This is a genomic window from Paenibacillus sp. J2L1-98, from assembly GCF_056269405.1.
The window spans coordinates 14,500-29,393 of the sequence record NZ_JBWDNW010000016.1 but is presented as its reverse complement, the minus strand read 5'-3'; the positions used below and the strand labels follow the sequence as shown (position 1 = coordinate 29,393).

Below are 14,894 nucleotides of genomic sequence, written 5' to 3'. Positions count from 1 at the left end.
CTCCATCGATATCATTTTATCTAAGTTATCAAAGCTGTTCTTCCTCTAAGTACTTACTTTCTGCTGTAACGGCGTACTAACGAATCGCCGATCGTTTGCAGCACCTGAACGAGCACGATGAGCAGGGCTACTGTTACGAGCATAACGTCGGTTTGGAAACGCTGATAGCCATAGCGCAGCGCCAGGTCACCAAGCCCTCCGCCGCCGATAACGCCTGACATAGCCGTATAGGAGACGAGCGTAACCGCCGTTATCGTCACTGCGGCCAGCAGGCTTGGGCTCGATTCCCGAAGCAGTACGCGCCGCACGATATCCCATTTCGAAGCACCCATCGCTTGAGCCGCTTCAATAACGCCGCGGTCCACCTCGCGCAGCGACGTTTCCACCAGCCTTGCGAAGAAGGGCGTCGCCGCAACGACGAGCGGCGGAATCGAGCCTTCCACGCCAAGCGTCGTTCCCGTAATCAGCTTGGTGAGCGGCATGATCATAATCATGAGAATGACGAACGGGACCGAGCGCAGCACGTTAACGATTAAAGACAGCAAGCCGTAAACAACCGGCTGATGCAGCAGCTGCCTGCGGGAAGTTAGAAACAGAATAATGCCGATAATCAATCCGAAAATAATCGTAAACACCAGCGAAGCCGCCATCATATAGAGCGTATCCTTGGTCGCATCCCATATTTCCGGCAAGCGTACGTTTTCGAAGCTCATCATAATGCTTCCACCTCCAGCCCGTCCTTACGAAGTACGGCAATGACCCGCTCGATCTCCGCTTCGCTGCCGATCAGCTCCACGATAAGCTGGCCGTAAGGCGTCTGCTTCATTCGCGATACAGTACCTTGCAAAATCGCAAACTGCACCGACGTTGGCTTGACCGCGTTATAAAGAATCGGCTCATACGTCAAATCGCCGATATAGGACATGCGCAATAGACGCCCTGCGCGCTCGCGCAGCAGCTGACCGATCCCGCCGCTGTCCGCCACTTGATCGACAAAGTCGCGGGTTACGGGATGCTCGGGCTTCAGAAAGACATGAAGCACGTCGCCCATCTCGACGATTTCGCCCTGATCCACGACGGCCACGCGGTCGCAAATCGAACGAATGACGTTCATTTCATGCGTAATGAGCAATATCGTAATGCCGAGCTTCTCATTAATATCAAGCAATAACGATAATATCGAATTCGTCGTTTGCGGGTCCAGCGCCGATGTCGCCTCATCGCACAGCAGCACGTCCGGATTGTTGGCTAGCGCCCTGGCAATGCCGACTCGCTGCTTTTGACCGCCGGATAGCTGTGCCGGATATTTATCCGCATGCTCCTCGAGTTGAACGAGCTTCAGAAGCTCATCCACACGCTTATTCAATTCAGTCTTTGAAAGCTTCGCCAGCACAAGCGGAAAAGCGATATTATCCCTGACCGTAGACATCGACAGTAAGTTGAAATGCTGAAAAATCATCCCGATACGCCGCCGCTGCGTCTGCAGCTGTCTCTCGGACAGACCGGTCAGCTCTACACCGCCTACGGTTACCTTACCCGACGTCGGCTTCTCAAGCAAATTGACGCAGCGCAGCAGAGTGCTTTTTCCCGCACCGGAATGACCGATGATGCCGAATATTTCACCCTTCTGAACCGTCAAACTAACGTCCCGGACCGCTTCGACCGAAACCGCCCCTACCCGGTAAGATTTTCTGATGTTATTTAACCTGATCAGTTGTATAACCCCCTATCGGACAAGCAAAACCATATTGTATAAATGTGTCAGCATCCCGTCAATGGTTAAATATTACCATATTTTAAAAAGCCGTCATTTTTATACGTATGGAGGATCATAAGCGAGCTTCCCCCTATTGTTTCCTTGCACCATATTTTTACTCTGTTAAGGATCGTGCAAACGACAAAGAGGCATATCCGGCCAGGCAGCAGGATACGCCCCTATTCATCTTCACCATTAACTTATCGTCAGACAAACCCGGTCATCCTGAAGATAACTTCAAGAGCAATCTTACTTTTAGATTCGCTTTTTTAACGAGCAGCTGCGGGCTGCAATTGCTGCACCGCTTCAAGCACCTGCTGCGTATGCCCCTTCACCCTCACCTTGCGCCACTCCTGCACCAGCTTGCCTTCGGCATCAATCAGAAACGTCGACCGGACAAGCCCCATATACTCTCTGCCGTACAGCTTCTTTAACTGCCACACCCCATACAGCTCGCACACCGCGTGCTCCGTATCGGCTAATAATAGAAAGGGCAGCTCCTTCTTCTCAATAAAACGCTGATGCGACTTTACCGTATCGGTGCTGATACCGAGAATAACCGTATTGTGCTTCAGCATTTCCGCATTCGCATCGCGAAAGTCACACGATTCCTGCGTGCAGGCCGTCGTCATATCCTTCGGATAAAAATAAAGAACGACATTTCGCCCGCGGTAACCGCTGAGTGAAACATTTTCTCCGTTTGACGCCGGCAATACGAAATCCGGCGCCAACTCTCCAACTTGAAGCTGCGTCATCTAACTTCCTCCATAAACAGTTCATAATCGCGGCTCACATCATATTCCCAAAGCGGGTATGCTATGAGCCCGCTCCACGGTAACGCTTTACCCCGGTATTCCAAAGCCACAGCCCCAACGAGAAAACGATTATGCCCATAACCGGCGTCAGAAGCGCCAGCTGAGACAGGTCATCTGTCTTCTTTTCGAGGAAATAAGAGGCTGGAATGACGCCAACGAAAGCGAACGGCAGCAGCCATGTCAGCACGAACCGAATCATCTTGTTATAAATGTTAACCGGATAGCGCCCGTAGTTTTGAATATTATACATGAGCGGGGCGATGCCGGTCGGCGCGTCGGAATAAAAGGAAATAGCGCTAATCGCCGTATACAAACCCGCGTAAATCAGCACCGCGCCCAGTACGAGCAGCAGAAGCATAAGTACGTCAAGCACCTGAAGCGGCAAATCGAGCTGCGTCCAGCAGAGCGCCATAATGATCGCGCCGACGAAAGAGCCGATTAGTGACGGCGGGTCTACATTTTCGAGCAGCACCTGATACAAGCTGTGAGCCGGCCGTGTAAGCACGCGGTCCATTTCGCCTTTTACAATGTAACGCTCGCTGAAATTCCAAATGCTGAAGAACGTGCTGAACACGCCATATGGAATCATGAAGAAGCCATAAACGAACACAACCTCGGCCTCCGACCAGCCGCCAAGCGACGGCGTATGCTGGAACACGATTAATATGAAGATTAGGTTCATCCCTTGGAACAATAAATCCGACAGCACTTCGACCCAGAAGTCGGCCCGGTAGGTCAGCCTGGTTTTCGCGTAGTTTTTAATGTATTCCCAGAACAATGATGCATATCTCATTTTTATTAACCCCCCTGCACGAACAGCCGCTTACGGGCGGCACGCCATGTGAGCCAGATCGGCACCAGCAGCCCCGCGAACCATAACACCTGAATGCCGAACACATGCAGCACTTCGCTGCCCGGCGTCCGCCCCGTGAATACGGAGCTTGGCAAATAAGTGATCGCTTGGAACGGCAGCCAGTGCATAATTGCGGACAGCCAACCCGGGAAAAAGGCGATCGGCACAACCACGCCTGAGAACAAGTCGACCATTACCCGCTTCATTCGCATCATGCCTTCGTTGTTTTCGACAAAAAAAGCGAACAAGCCGGTCAAAATATTAATTTGCGAATTGATTAGGAAACTAAAGAACAGCATGACTAAATAAACAAGCCAAGTCATCGGATCAGTCGGAAGTGTAACCGGGAAAATGAGACAAACGATAATCATCCCCGGAACCATGAACAGCAGCATCCGGAAAAGACCTTCGCCGAAGCCCTGCATCATTTTTACGAATAAATAGGAATAGGGCCTAATCAGCTGAACGGATACGCTGCCGTCCCGGATTTCATTCGCGATCTCCCGGTCGAGGTTATTAAAATAAAAGGCGCGCGCCATCCACGATACCGCAACATATGTCGTCATCTGGGTTACGGTAAAGCCCGCGAGCGTCTCCTTGTCTCCGTAAATCGCCTGCCACAGAAAGTAATATGCGCCAATGTTAATGGCGTAAATAATAATACCGCTGTAATAGTTAACGCGGTAGGCAAGCATCATAATAAACCGGATTCGAATAAAATCGATGTACGCGCTCATCATGGCTTAGCCGTCTCCTTCGCGGCAACCGCAGAGCCTGATGAATAGATGCTGCGAACGATATCGTCCGTGTTCGTTTCAATAATTTTGATATCGCGTATTTCCACGCCGCCTACCACGCAAGCCAGCGCATCCGAGACATTAACCGCATGCGGCAGCCACATTTTTGCGGTCACTTCATTTTCCATCGTCCATGTTACAGCAAGCGTCTCGGTAAGCTGCTGCAGCTTTGCAAGCGCCGTGTGTCCCGCGAATTGGAACTGTATCTCCCGCCCTTTGCTCCACCTGTTTTTCAGCTCGTCGAGACCTCCATCATAAATGATGCGTCCGTCATCGAGCATAATGACGCGCGAGCAAAGCGCTTCGATATCTTGAAGATCATGCGTTGTCAGCAAAATCGTCGTTCCCTGCTCCTTGTTCATTTGCATAAGAAAGTCGCGGATTTCTGTCTTCACGACGATGTCGAGTCCGATTGTCGGTTCATCCAGAAAGAGGATCGACGGGTTATGGAGCAGCGAAGCAACGAGCTCACAGCGCATCCGCTGCCCGAGGCTCAGCTTGCGGACAGGCCGGTTGAGCAAATCGCCTAGCTGAAGCCGTTCGACTAGATCGTTCAGCCGTTTGCGGAAATCAGCCTCCGATACGCGGTATACCTTACGCAGCAGCTGGAACGATTCGATAACGCCGATATCCCACCATAGCTGGGAGCGCTGTCCGAATACAACTCCTATGCCGTTTACGAATTTCTCGCGATCCTTAAAAGGCACATACCCGTTCACCTTAAGCTCGCCTGACGTAGGTACCAAAATACCCGTCAGCATTTTAATCGTTGTCGACTTGCCGGCCCCGTTCTCTCCGATATAGCCGCATATTTCTCCCTCCGGAATTTGAAAGGAAATATCTTTGACCGCCGTAACCTCATTGTACTCGCGTTTAAACAAGTCCTTGAGGGCGCCGGATAAACCTTCACGGTTTTTCTGAACGCTGAATTGCTTGCGTAAATCTTTCACATCAATAGCTGGCATCTGGTTTTTATAGCTCCTCTCACTTCGACATTTCCTAGGAAATAGCGATCTTTTTTCGCTTAAAACGATAAAACTTGCTTCTGCATGTCGTTCAGCTTTATAATTTTATGATATGTAATCATACATTAGTTCACGCCTAGCGTAAACGGCTGGCTCTGCCGATGGCACCGCGGCTTTCGTTTGCTGATGAAATATAAGCTATGATAAAGCACTTCCTTATGCGTTCTTATATTTCTAGCATAAACAGCTCCGCTGACTTTTTTTCGGGAAGCGGACCATTCTCTATGCCATCGTTGCTCATGCTTACATTTGTAATGTATCCTCTCTGGTACAAAAAGATCAGGCATCATCTGAAAGGAGCACGTCTAACGAAATGCGTAAACAAACGAATAAGAAAAAAAGATGGAAATGGTTATTTATCAGCCTCTCTGTAATTGTTGGCGCAACAGCAGCATTTGTCATTTTCTGGAGCGTTGGAATTTATAATGCACTGGATAACTTCAGCGACACGGGAGATTCTAAGACGCCAACTGAGGGCGCGGAAGCATCGCCTGTTCCTATACCGGAATGGGAAGGTACGGAACGCGTTAATATTTTGCTGCTTGGCGGCGATGCCCGTGGTGTAGATGAGGGTCAGGTCGCCCGTTCAGACTCCATATTGGTCGCTTCCTTCGATCCCGTTACAAAAAAAGCGCATCTGTTCTCCGTTCTGCGGGATACGTACGTTAATATAGAAGGACATGGCAGAGGCCGTATTAATACGGCGCTTACGCTGGGTGACTTTCCGCTTGCGATGAAAACAGTCGGCGATCTTCTCGGACTCGACATCCAATATTATGTATATACCGATTTCGAAGGCTTTAAAGCGATGATCGATACCATTGGCGGCATTTATTTCGATGTCGAGAAAGATATGGATTATGTAGATAACGCAGACGATAACCGCTATGATATCCATCTCAAAAAAGGCTATCAGCTGCTCGACGGCAACAAGGCGCTGCAGTACGTCCGCTTCCGCCATGATGCCATGAGCGATTTCACGCGTACCGAACGTCAGAGAAACTTCCTGCAGGCGGTGTCGAAAGAGCTGCAATCAACTTGGAACATTATCCGCATGAAGAAAATTCTCGACAGCGTCGAGCCTTATGTGAAAATGAATATAAGCGTTACTGATATGCTGAAGCTCGGACAGCTTGGCGTCAAAAGCCATGTAGCCAGCACGACGCAAATACCGCCGATGGATCTCATCGCGGAAGACCGTGTCGGCGGCGCATCCGTCATTGGAATAAGCGACGAGGACGAGCTGCGCTCCTACGTGCAAATGACGCTGCAGCAGGATGATACTGTGCCTGAGCCTACAGAAACGGCTGTACCGGAAGACGGCGCGACAAATAACGGCGAAACGGGCAGTTCAACTGCCGGCAATAATCAGCAGTAACTTATAAATACACGCAACGGCGCTTTGATGTTGCGTGTATTTTGCTGCTAACTTACTACTACCATTACTGTTGGAGGCCTCATTCCATGACGATACAACGACCAAATTCCGAACAGCTTTATACAGAAGCGCTGCAGCATATTGTCGGGGGCGTTAACAGTCCCTCCCGTTCCTACAAAGCGGTTGGCGGCGGTGCTCCGGTGTTCATGAAACGCGGCGAAGGCGCTTATTTCTGGGATGTCGACGATAACCGTTACATCGACTATTTAGCCGCTTACGGCCCGATTATAACCGGACATGCCCACCCGCATATTACGGAAGCCATCGTACGCGCCGCGCAAAACGGCACGCTGTACGGCACGCCTACGGAGCTTGAAATTACGCTCGCCCGTATGCTGAAAGAAGCCATTCCGTCGCTCGATAAGGTTAGGTTCGTCAACTCCGGCACAGAGGCAGTTATGACGACCATCCGTGTTGCGCGCGCCTATACGAAGAAAACCAAAATCATCAAATTCGCGGGCTGCTATCACGGCCATTCCGATCTTGTGCTCGTCGCGGCCGGCTCCGGTCCATCCACGCTTGGCATTCCAGATAGCGCCGGCGTACCGTCAAGCATCGCGAGCGAGGTCATTACGGTTCCGTTTAATGATCTGCCAGCGCTGAAGGCTGCCTTGGAGCGCTGGGGTGACGAGACAGCCGCTGTCATGGTAGAGCCGATAGTCGGCAACTTCGGCATGGTGATGCCGCACGAGGGCTTCCTTGAAGGGCTTTGCAAGCTCACTCGCGATGCAGGCGCACTCGTTATTTATGACGAGGTGATCAGTGCCTTCCGCTTCCACTACGGCGCGGCTCAGACGTATGCCGCTTTCCCTGATCATCAAGCGATCGAGCCGGATCTGACCGCGCTTGGCAAAATCATCGGCGGCGGACTTCCCATCGGCGCTTACGGCGGGCGCCGGCAAATTATGGAGCAGGTCGCACCGCTCGGCCCCGCGTATCAAGCGGGTACGATGGCTGGCAACCCTGCCTCCATCTCGGCAGGCATCGCCTGCTTGGAGCTGCTGCAGGAGCCGGGTATTTACGACAGAATGAACGCGCTCGCTGCCAAGCTGGCGGCAGGCTTACATGCTGCCGCGAAGCAAAACGGCATTCCGCTTACGATCAATCAAATCCGCGGCTCGTTCTCGGCACATTTCTGCGACCACAAAGTGACGAACTATGATGAAGCGCAGGACACGGACGGCGAGCTGTTCGGCAGATTTTTTAAAGCTATGCTGGATCAGGGCATCAACCTTGCGCCATCCAAATACGAAGCCTGGTTCTTTACAACCGCGCATACCGAAGCTGACATTGACGAAACGATTGATGCCGTTAATCATGCTTTTGCCAATTTATAATTAATGGTCTAAACCTTACCTGTCGTATCCACTCCAATCTCCTGATTGGGGTGCGGGTATAGCAGATATTTTCGCGCTGACACGAGGGCTATAGTGTAAATTAGCAGTAACTTTTCACATTTATGACTCGGATGACAATCTATCTTGTACATTTGCAATATGGTACTTAGTTCCGGCGACCATTCAGCGCATTATAGTCCGCTACCTTGCAAAAGTGCAGGATAGATCCACGCATGGCAGAGAAAGCGTCTCCTGTACTGCAAATATACAATATAGCCTCAGAGAACGTGAAATAGCGGTCTTTCGCTAGATTACCTGGCAAGAAGGGTGTCCCAGCAGCTGTAACGCTGCCGGAACACCCTTCTTTTTTCCTCCCGTAAACATCGGATTTATCCGTTTATACGATTCAACAGCAGCAAACGATCATCCGTCTCCGACGGAATGCCCCTACCATCGGTATTGTTCGTGATAACGTAGATGCGGCCGTCCTTTATTTTCACGTCACGCAGTCTGCCTTCGCCTTCGAATATGACTGCCATTTCCTTCGTTGCCGGATCATAACGGTAAAGAGCGCCACCCATCAAAGTCGCAATCAGCAGACGGTTACGCTCATCGAACGCCGTACCAGAGGGCGCAATCGCTTTTTCCCCTGTGTTGTAAATCGGCGAAACCATGCCTTCCTTCCGGGCATCTCCATAAATGACCGGCCAGCCATAATTTCTTCCCGCCTCTATGATGTTGATTTCATCATGCCCGCCGGGGTCTCCTGAGGGACCATGCTCCGTATTGAACATCACGCCCTTATCATTCCATGCAAGCCCTTGCGGGTTGCGATGCCCGTAAGAATACACGTAAGATGCAGGGAACGGATTATCAACCGGCACCTTGCCGTCAAGCGTCATCCTTAATATTTTACCTGCTAAGCTATTAACATCCTGCGCCAGCTCCCGCTGCTGAGCGTCTCCTGTCGTCACATAAAGCAGCTTGTCCGGCCCTATTGCCATCCGTCCGCCATCATGGTTGGCGGCTCCCGGTATGCCTTCGAGCAGCGCACGCACCTCGTCCCATTGCCCGCCATTTTGCTTAAGCAGAACGACTCTATTCAAAATACGGCCATTTTCCACATACGTATGATAGGCGTATGCTGTTTTAGACTGTGCAAAATCCGGCGCCAGCAGAAATCCGAGAAAACCGCCTTCTCCGTTGCCGTGTACTTCTTTATGCAAATGAACGGATTGACGCGTCAGCTCTCTGCCCTCAAGCTTCACAATGCTGCCCTCCCGCTCGCTGATGTAGACAATGTCGCCATCGAACGTTATGACCCAAGGAACCCGCAGTTTTTCCGCAAGCACATCATAGGCTGCTGCTGTATCATCCGGTTCCAACGTTTCTCCGCTCGTTTCCGTTTCTTCCTGCTTGCCGGTTGCCGTATCCGCCGGAGCATTTGCCGATGGGGGTGATGCGGACGGTTCGTTTGATTCACAAGCTGCCAGCATGCCTAAGCACACCGTAATCATGATTAGCGCGGCTATCCGTTTCTTAGCAGTCATCGTCCTTTGATTCCTCCTCCCTATATCAATCTCTTTTTTGTATTTTAAAAAAAGAGAAGGACAACGAGTCTGCAAATATTGCAGGACCGCTGTCCTAAGTGTTTATTCGGTTGCATCCGCATCGGCAAGCGCCTTGATAAGCTCATCCTGAATATGTCCGTTCGACGCTACAACATTGCGAACGCCCAAATCGTATGGCTTGCCCAGCGTATTGCTTACAACTCCGCCAGACTCCTGCACGAGCAGCGAGCCTGCAGCCAGATCCCAGCAGCTAAGTCCGATCTCCCAAAATCCGCTTAATCGTCCTGATGCGACATAAGCCATATGCAGCGCGGCAGAACCGGCGATACGAAGGTTTCGAACCTGCGGTGCAACCGCCTGTATGCCTTTCAGGTTGAGTGGAAGCGCGTAATGGTGATCGGCCGGCAGTCCGGTTGCAACCAGACTTCCGCGCAGCGTATCCTCCTTGGACACCTGCATCCTTTTCCCATGGACGTAAGCTCCTTTTCCTTTTTCCGCGACAAACATCTCATCCTTCATCGGATCATAAACGACGCCGACAATAACCTCGCCGTTATGCGCAAGCGCGATCGAGACGCAGAAATAAGGGAAGCCATGCACAAAGTTGGTCGTGCCGTCGATCGGATCGACAATCCATAAATATTCAGCGTCGCGAATATTCTCAAGCGCGCGCGTCGAAGCCTCCGGACCGGGCTCCACACCCTCCTCGCCCAAAAACGAATGATGGGGAAAATGGGTCATAACTAAATTTTTAATCAGGCGCTCCGAGCCTTTGTCTACTTCCGTTACAAGATCATGTGAGGAATACTTTATATCAAGGTTCGCATAGTTTCCAAGCTTCGTCTTAATCCATTCTCCTGCTTTCGAAGCGCAATTGATAGCGACAGCTGTAAAACTTTTCCCGCCTACAACGGAAGCGTTATTCTGGTCACTCACGGTCCATCACTCTTCCCTCTATGTAAATTCACAAACATTCTATCCATGCAGTGATCTATTACGTATGAAGCTCGTATCAAGTTTCGCATACGATTATTCTCACAGTATCAAAACGATCTCAAACCTTCAATAATTAATTGGCCGGCCAGCAAAATAAGCGTTACTCTAAGCAGCCATAACAAGCCCTTGCCGCTCATTTTCACCGCGATTGCCGCCCCCAGCTTTCCGCCGATCCACGCGCCAGGCACTAATGCAAGCACGAGCAGCCAATTCGTCTCTCCCAAATAGGCGTGCATGCCGCTTCCAAGTATGGATGACAAAAAAATGACGAACATCGATGTAGCCGTCGCCATATGCGGAGGAAAACGAAACAGCAGCACCATTAACGGCACGAACAACGATCCGCCTCCGATCCCGAACAAACCTGACATCAGACCAACGCCAAAACCGATGGCTAACGCCGGCATGATTCCATAGCTGTACGTATGAACCTCTCCCGTTGCATCCGTTATCGTACGGACGATCGGCCATTGTTTGGAAAACGGTTTCATATGGTCTCGAGCAATTAAGAGCGATGCCATCAGCAGCATAAAAACCCCAAACACGAGCTGGAATATGCCTGCCGGAAGCAAGCCCGTCAGCGCAGAGCCTAGCAGAGCAGCAGGACCGCTCGTTATAAAAAATAACCAACCGCTGCGGAAATCAACGATTTTTCGTTTAGCATAGCTCAGCGTTGAAGCGAGCGCCGTAACAACCAGAACCGTTAACGAAATGCCGACCGCCGTTGCATGTCCGATCATTCCGCCCGTCAGCACCGGACCGATCAGCATTAAAACTGGAACGATAATAATGCCGCCGCCCAGCCCGACGATGCTGCCGAACATGGCTGCTACGACGCCGAGCAGTACAAGAAGTATCCATTCCATGATAATATCACCTTTTTTTCAGAAACGTAATAATTGGCTTACTGAGGGGCTGTCGATACAATAACACCGTCAAGGACTGGCCTTGACGGTGCTTCCATACAACCGTTAATGCTGATTATGAGGGGCAATTTCTACGCGTCCGCCATCCAGCACCGTGACGCCTTCGCCGCATGCTTCCATCTGCTTCAAATCCTCGATGAGCTTGATCAAAGCTTCGTCCTTGCTCTTGGCTTCCAGCATGCAGTCCAAATACTCGGTGCTGCGGGCGGCATGGCGCAAAAAATGAACGAATGGCTCCGCCTCCACAAAGTTCGCATGGCTGCGCGGATCGGATATGCTTTTGGGACTGGATGCGTGGATTTTGGGAGGAAGCTGGCTCGCACTCGTGCAGCCCAGCCGCTCGCGTTCCTTCTGCCAGGTTAGCACAATTCGCGGCCACAAATTATTGTATAGCTCGTCCTCACCGATGTCTCCCGGATTAACGGCATGATGATGAATGTCGAGCACCATAGGTACTTCCGCCTGCTCCGCTGCCTCAAGCGTCTCCCTTGCATGGAACGTTTTATCGTCATTCTCGAGCGTAACCCGATGCTTAAAACGAGGCGACAAGGCGCTAAACTGACGAATGAACCGTTCCCCAGCTACAGCCTTGTCGCCATATGCTCCACCGATATGTATGTTGCACTTTGCCGTCTCGTCCAGCCCCATTGCCTCCAGCATGAGAATATGATTAAGCAAATCCAGCTCCGACTTCGCGAGCACTTCCGGCCTCGGCGTGCTGAACACGCAGAAATGATCCGGATGAAAGGACACTCGCATGCCATTTTGCCGGACAAATTCGCCAATCTCCCGAAAGGAGGGCGCTAGCGCCGGAAAAGGATTCCAATCAGCTAATTCCTGATGTGTAGCAAGCGGAATGAGCTTGGACGAGAATCGGTACATTTGAATGCCGTTAGCTTTGCAGAGCTTCAAAATCCGCAGTGTGTTCCGCAGGTTCTCCTCCGCAATTTTCTCCAGCTTCCGGATCGCCGCTTCGCGGTCGTCCAGCTTCGAGAAATTTGTGAACGTCATCGTTCTGGACGGAGATGCATTCTCAAGCTGCAAGCTCATCGCGACAAAGCCTAATCTAACGATCATCGATTAAGCCTTCTCTCCAAAAAACATTTCAAAGGCAAGCGCTGTTTGAATCCTTGCTTCTTCCTCGGTCAGCTTTCTCACGAGCTCCATCTCCACCTGTGTTACTTCCTCGCCTTGAAAGTTAATTTCCGCGATAGAAGCTAAGATGCGGACAATCGCAATCGCCTCATTGGCTGGCGTATAAGCAATAACCTTCTGGCCAGTCGGAAATACTCGAAAGCCGCTCTTAACCATTTTGCCCCGACCGTACTCCATCAATTCATACAGCTCTTGTTCGGACTTGAATTTGCAGACAGAATTAAACTCAGTTGCAAAACCCATATTGTTTCCCTCCTTTCAGTGAAATTTCTACCAGGCCTTCAAAGGTTTATACGAAACCTTACCTTTAAGGACTTAATACCAAACTTTTAAAGGCTTAATACCGAACCTTATACCGAACCTTCAAAAAGCTTTTCGAACCCACCCAAACCCTCCCTTCCAAGGGAGGGTCCCAAGGGTTGCACCCTCTGGACACCTGCAATTGGACTAACGCGGGAGGTGCAGAGACGCTAACAAGTTGCGTTTGCCAAGGATCGCTTTCGTCCCTGCGGGACACGCTTAACTTTTGGTGCAACTGATTACTTTATTAACCTAACAGAACTAACGACGGAGGTGCAGAGACGCTAACGAGTTGCGTTTGCCAAGGATCGCTTTCGTCCCTGCGGGACACGCTTAACTTTTGGTGCACCTGATTACTTTATTAACCTAACAGAACTAACGACGGAGGCGCAGAGACGCTTGCAAGTTGCGTTTGTGGTGGATCGCTTTCGTCCTGAGGGACTCGCTTAACTTCTCATACCCCTTGCTGATACAAACGCTATCGCTGTACCTGCGGGACATGTTAAGCCTGTCCTGTTATTGGAATCAGATTATTATTTAGTTTCATTTTGCGAGCTTACTTTTGGAACTGTTAGATATAAGTACTGTTTAGCTTCATTTTACGAAACTAAACAGCACCTTTTAATCTTGACTGCTCATATATGGGCATTTAGTTCGACGAGATACAACTAATCGCCCCTTGTGTTAGGATCGGCTTGATTTAGTTCGATCATTTGCATCTAAAGCGCGGTGAGAGCGTTCGATCGCATTCAAGCTCAATCTATCTTAAGAAGCCATACCGCATCACCCGCTATTATACCGAGTCGCCAGTGTAGTCTATACGTTGTTTTTCGGCGTGGCGCGATAGGGCCAGCGAGATTAAGGAATCTAACAATTCTTTATATGGAATGCCGGTTTCCTTCCACATTAGCGGGTACATGCTGAATGGCGTGAAGCCGGGCAAGGTGTTGACTTCGTTGATGAAAAGCTGGTTGTCGTCTTTACGAAGGAAGAAGTCTACGCGCGACAAACCGGAGCCGTCGATCGCCTGGAATGCGCGAACGGCCATTTCACGGACGGATTCTGTAATTTCTAGCGGCAAAATAGCCGGAATTTGCATCGTCGATTTCCCGTCGATATATTTGGCTTTGTAGTCGTAAAACTCGTTCGACGGTGCAATTTCACCGGGTACGGATGCTTTGGCATCATCGTTGCCCAGTACGCTTACTTCAATTTCACGAGCGTCCACGAACTCCTCCACAATTACCTTCCGGTCAAAACGGAATGCATAGTTAACGGCAGCAACCAGCTCTTCGCGGTTTTTAGCTTTGGAGACGCCGACGCTGGAGCCCAGATTGGCCGGCTTGATGAAGCACGGATAGCCGAGCGCGACTTCGCATTCCATGATGAAGAAGGAAGCGTCTCTTTCCCATTGCGTCCTGTTGAAGTAGCGGAATATGCATTGCGGCAAGCCCTCTTGGGCAAACACTTTTTTCATCATAATCTTGTCCATCCCGACAGCAGAAGCGAGAACGCCCGCTCCGACATAAGGGATATTAGCCATTTCGAATAGCCCTTGAATGGTGCCATCCTCGCCGAATGTGCCGTGCAATAACGGAAATACGACATCAATGCCTGGTTCGCCGCTGGCAGCGGCCTCTCCTGCGTTTAGGCCCGCAAACAATGGAGCGAGCGCGAAGCCCGTTTGCTTCGCCTCGCTCGCTGTAAAGCGGAGCTCATCCACGCTGCCGGGACGGGCTTGCAGAGCATCTCCCGTTTTCCATTCGCCTTGTTTCGTGATATAGAAAGGTTTGATTTCATATTTGTTATAATCGAATTCACCCATTACTGCGTAAGCCGTTTGCAGAGAGACCTCATGCTCTCCCGATTTCCCCCCGTATACTAAACCTACTCGAACCTTGCTCCCCATGGCATATCCTCCGGTA

At 50.7% G+C, this 14,894-nt stretch carries 14 protein-coding genes; 2 read left to right on the top strand and 12 right to left on the bottom strand.

Annotated features, from left to right (window positions below; genetic code table 11):
* Positions 1–53: 53 nt before the first annotated feature.
* The 6 genes from AC0YNZ_RS22640 to AC0YNZ_RS22615 all read right to left on the bottom strand — a co-directional run bounded on the left by AC0YNZ_RS22640 (position 54) and on the right by AC0YNZ_RS22615 (position 5,186).
* Positions 54–719 carry a methionine ABC transporter permease gene (locus AC0YNZ_RS22640; protein WP_475828843.1) on the bottom strand — a complete coding sequence of 222 codons (666 nt, stop codon included), beginning with the start codon at positions 717–719 and terminating at the stop codon, positions 54–56.
* Positions 713–1,714 (bottom strand): methionine ABC transporter ATP-binding protein, encoded by a 1,002-nt coding sequence (locus AC0YNZ_RS22635; protein ID WP_475828842.1) that lies wholly within the window; start codon positions 1,712–1,714, stop codon positions 713–715. The genes AC0YNZ_RS22640 and AC0YNZ_RS22635 overlap by 7 nt, the downstream gene beginning before the upstream one ends.
* 311 nt (positions 1,715–2,025) lie before the next feature.
* Positions 2,026–2,511: a thioredoxin-dependent thiol peroxidase gene (gene bcp / locus AC0YNZ_RS22630; protein WP_475828764.1), complete on the bottom strand. Its 486-nt coding sequence runs from the start codon at positions 2,509–2,511 to the stop codon at positions 2,026–2,028.
* Between the two features lie 61 nt (positions 2,512–2,572).
* The gene (locus AC0YNZ_RS22625; RefSeq protein ID WP_475828763.1) at positions 2,573–3,364 is read right to left on the bottom strand and encodes an ABC transporter permease; all 792 of its coding nucleotides are present in this window, start codon (positions 3,362–3,364) and stop codon (positions 2,573–2,575) included.
* Positions 3,365–3,369: 5 nt separating this feature from the next.
* Positions 3,370–4,164 (bottom strand): ABC-2 family transporter protein, encoded by a 795-nt coding sequence (locus AC0YNZ_RS22620; RefSeq protein WP_110771341.1) that lies wholly within the window; start codon positions 4,162–4,164, stop codon positions 3,370–3,372.
* Positions 4,161–5,186 carry an ABC transporter ATP-binding protein gene (locus AC0YNZ_RS22615; protein ID WP_475828762.1) on the bottom strand — a complete coding sequence of 342 codons (1,026 nt, stop codon included), beginning with the start codon at positions 5,184–5,186 and terminating at the stop codon, positions 4,161–4,163. Before AC0YNZ_RS22615 ends, AC0YNZ_RS22620 begins: the two co-directional genes overlap by 4 nt.
* Before the next feature lie 373 nt (positions 5,187–5,559).
* Here AC0YNZ_RS22615 and AC0YNZ_RS22610 point away from each other — a divergent pair, with 373 nt between their 5' ends.
* Together AC0YNZ_RS22610 and AC0YNZ_RS22605 are read left to right on the top strand one after the other, a co-directional pair.
* Positions 5,560–6,624 carry an LCP family protein gene (locus tag AC0YNZ_RS22610; protein ID WP_475828761.1) on the top strand — a complete coding sequence of 355 codons (1,065 nt, stop codon included), beginning with the start codon at positions 5,560–5,562 and terminating at the stop codon, positions 6,622–6,624.
* Positions 6,625–6,710: 86 nt separating this feature from the next.
* A complete protein-coding gene (locus AC0YNZ_RS22605) occupies positions 6,711–8,021 on the top strand; it encodes a glutamate-1-semialdehyde 2,1-aminomutase (protein ID WP_475828760.1) in 1,311 nt (436 codons plus the stop codon).
* 389 nt (positions 8,022–8,410) lie between these two features.
* Here the strand turns inward: AC0YNZ_RS22605 and AC0YNZ_RS22600 are convergent, their stop codons facing one another.
* The 6 genes from AC0YNZ_RS22600 to AC0YNZ_RS22575 all read right to left on the bottom strand — a co-directional run bounded on the left by AC0YNZ_RS22600 (position 8,411) and on the right by AC0YNZ_RS22575 (position 14,878).
* Positions 8,411–9,571: a PQQ-dependent sugar dehydrogenase gene (locus AC0YNZ_RS22600; RefSeq protein ID WP_475828759.1), complete on the bottom strand. Its 1,161-nt coding sequence runs from the start codon at positions 9,569–9,571 to the stop codon at positions 8,411–8,413.
* Between the two features lie 102 nt (positions 9,572–9,673).
* Complete coding sequence (locus AC0YNZ_RS22595) at positions 9,674–10,528, bottom strand: inositol monophosphatase family protein (RefSeq protein WP_475828758.1); 855 nt, start codon at positions 10,526–10,528, stop codon at positions 9,674–9,676.
* Between the two features lie 107 nt (positions 10,529–10,635).
* Positions 10,636–11,454 carry a sulfite exporter TauE/SafE family protein gene (locus AC0YNZ_RS22590; protein ID WP_475828757.1) on the bottom strand — a complete coding sequence of 273 codons (819 nt, stop codon included), beginning with the start codon at positions 11,452–11,454 and terminating at the stop codon, positions 10,636–10,638.
* Between the two features lie 105 nt (positions 11,455–11,559).
* Complete coding sequence (gene uvsE / locus AC0YNZ_RS22585) at positions 11,560–12,591, bottom strand: UV DNA damage repair endonuclease UvsE (protein WP_475828756.1); 1,032 nt, start codon at positions 12,589–12,591, stop codon at positions 11,560–11,562.
* A 3-nt stretch (positions 12,592–12,594) separates the two neighbouring features.
* The gene (locus AC0YNZ_RS22580; RefSeq protein ID WP_110771334.1) at positions 12,595–12,912 is read right to left on the bottom strand and encodes a hypothetical protein; all 318 of its coding nucleotides are present in this window, start codon (positions 12,910–12,912) and stop codon (positions 12,595–12,597) included.
* Positions 12,913–13,762: 850 nt separating this feature from the next.
* A complete protein-coding gene (locus tag AC0YNZ_RS22575; RefSeq protein WP_475828755.1) occupies positions 13,763–14,878 on the bottom strand; it encodes a D-alanine--D-alanine ligase in 1,116 nt (371 codons plus the stop codon).
* Positions 14,879–14,894: the final 16 nt, after the last annotated feature.

Coding starts and splice junctions, on each gene's coding strand:
- AC0YNZ_RS22610 (WP_475828761.1), top strand. CDS start 5,560: ATGCGTAAACAAACGAATAAGAAAAAAAGATGGAAATGGTTATTTATC.
- bcp (WP_475828764.1), bottom strand. CDS start 2,511: ATGACGCAGCTTCAAGTTGGAGAGTTGGCGCCGGATTTCGTATTGCCG.
- AC0YNZ_RS22575 (WP_475828755.1), bottom strand. CDS start 14,878: ATGGGGAGCAAGGTTCGAGTAGGTTTAGTATACGGGGGGAAATCGGGA.
- AC0YNZ_RS22605 (WP_475828760.1), top strand. CDS start 6,711: ATGACGATACAACGACCAAATTCCGAACAGCTTTATACAGAAGCGCTG.
- AC0YNZ_RS22580 (WP_110771334.1), bottom strand. CDS start 12,912: ATGGGTTTTGCAACTGAGTTTAATTCTGTCTGCAAATTCAAGTCCGAA.
- AC0YNZ_RS22600 (WP_475828759.1), bottom strand. CDS start 9,571: ATGACTGCTAAGAAACGGATAGCCGCGCTAATCATGATTACGGTGTGC.
- AC0YNZ_RS22625 (WP_475828763.1), bottom strand. CDS start 3,364: ATGAGATATGCATCATTGTTCTGGGAATACATTAAAAACTACGCGAAA.
- AC0YNZ_RS22615 (WP_475828762.1), bottom strand. CDS start 5,186: ATGCCAGCTATTGATGTGAAAGATTTACGCAAGCAATTCAGCGTTCAG.
- AC0YNZ_RS22620 (WP_110771341.1), bottom strand. CDS start 4,164: ATGATGAGCGCGTACATCGATTTTATTCGAATCCGGTTTATTATGATG.
- uvsE (WP_475828756.1), bottom strand. CDS start 12,591: ATGATCGTTAGATTAGGCTTTGTCGCGATGAGCTTGCAGCTTGAGAAT.
- AC0YNZ_RS22590 (WP_475828757.1), bottom strand. CDS start 11,454: ATGGAATGGATACTTCTTGTACTGCTCGGCGTCGTAGCAGCCATGTTC.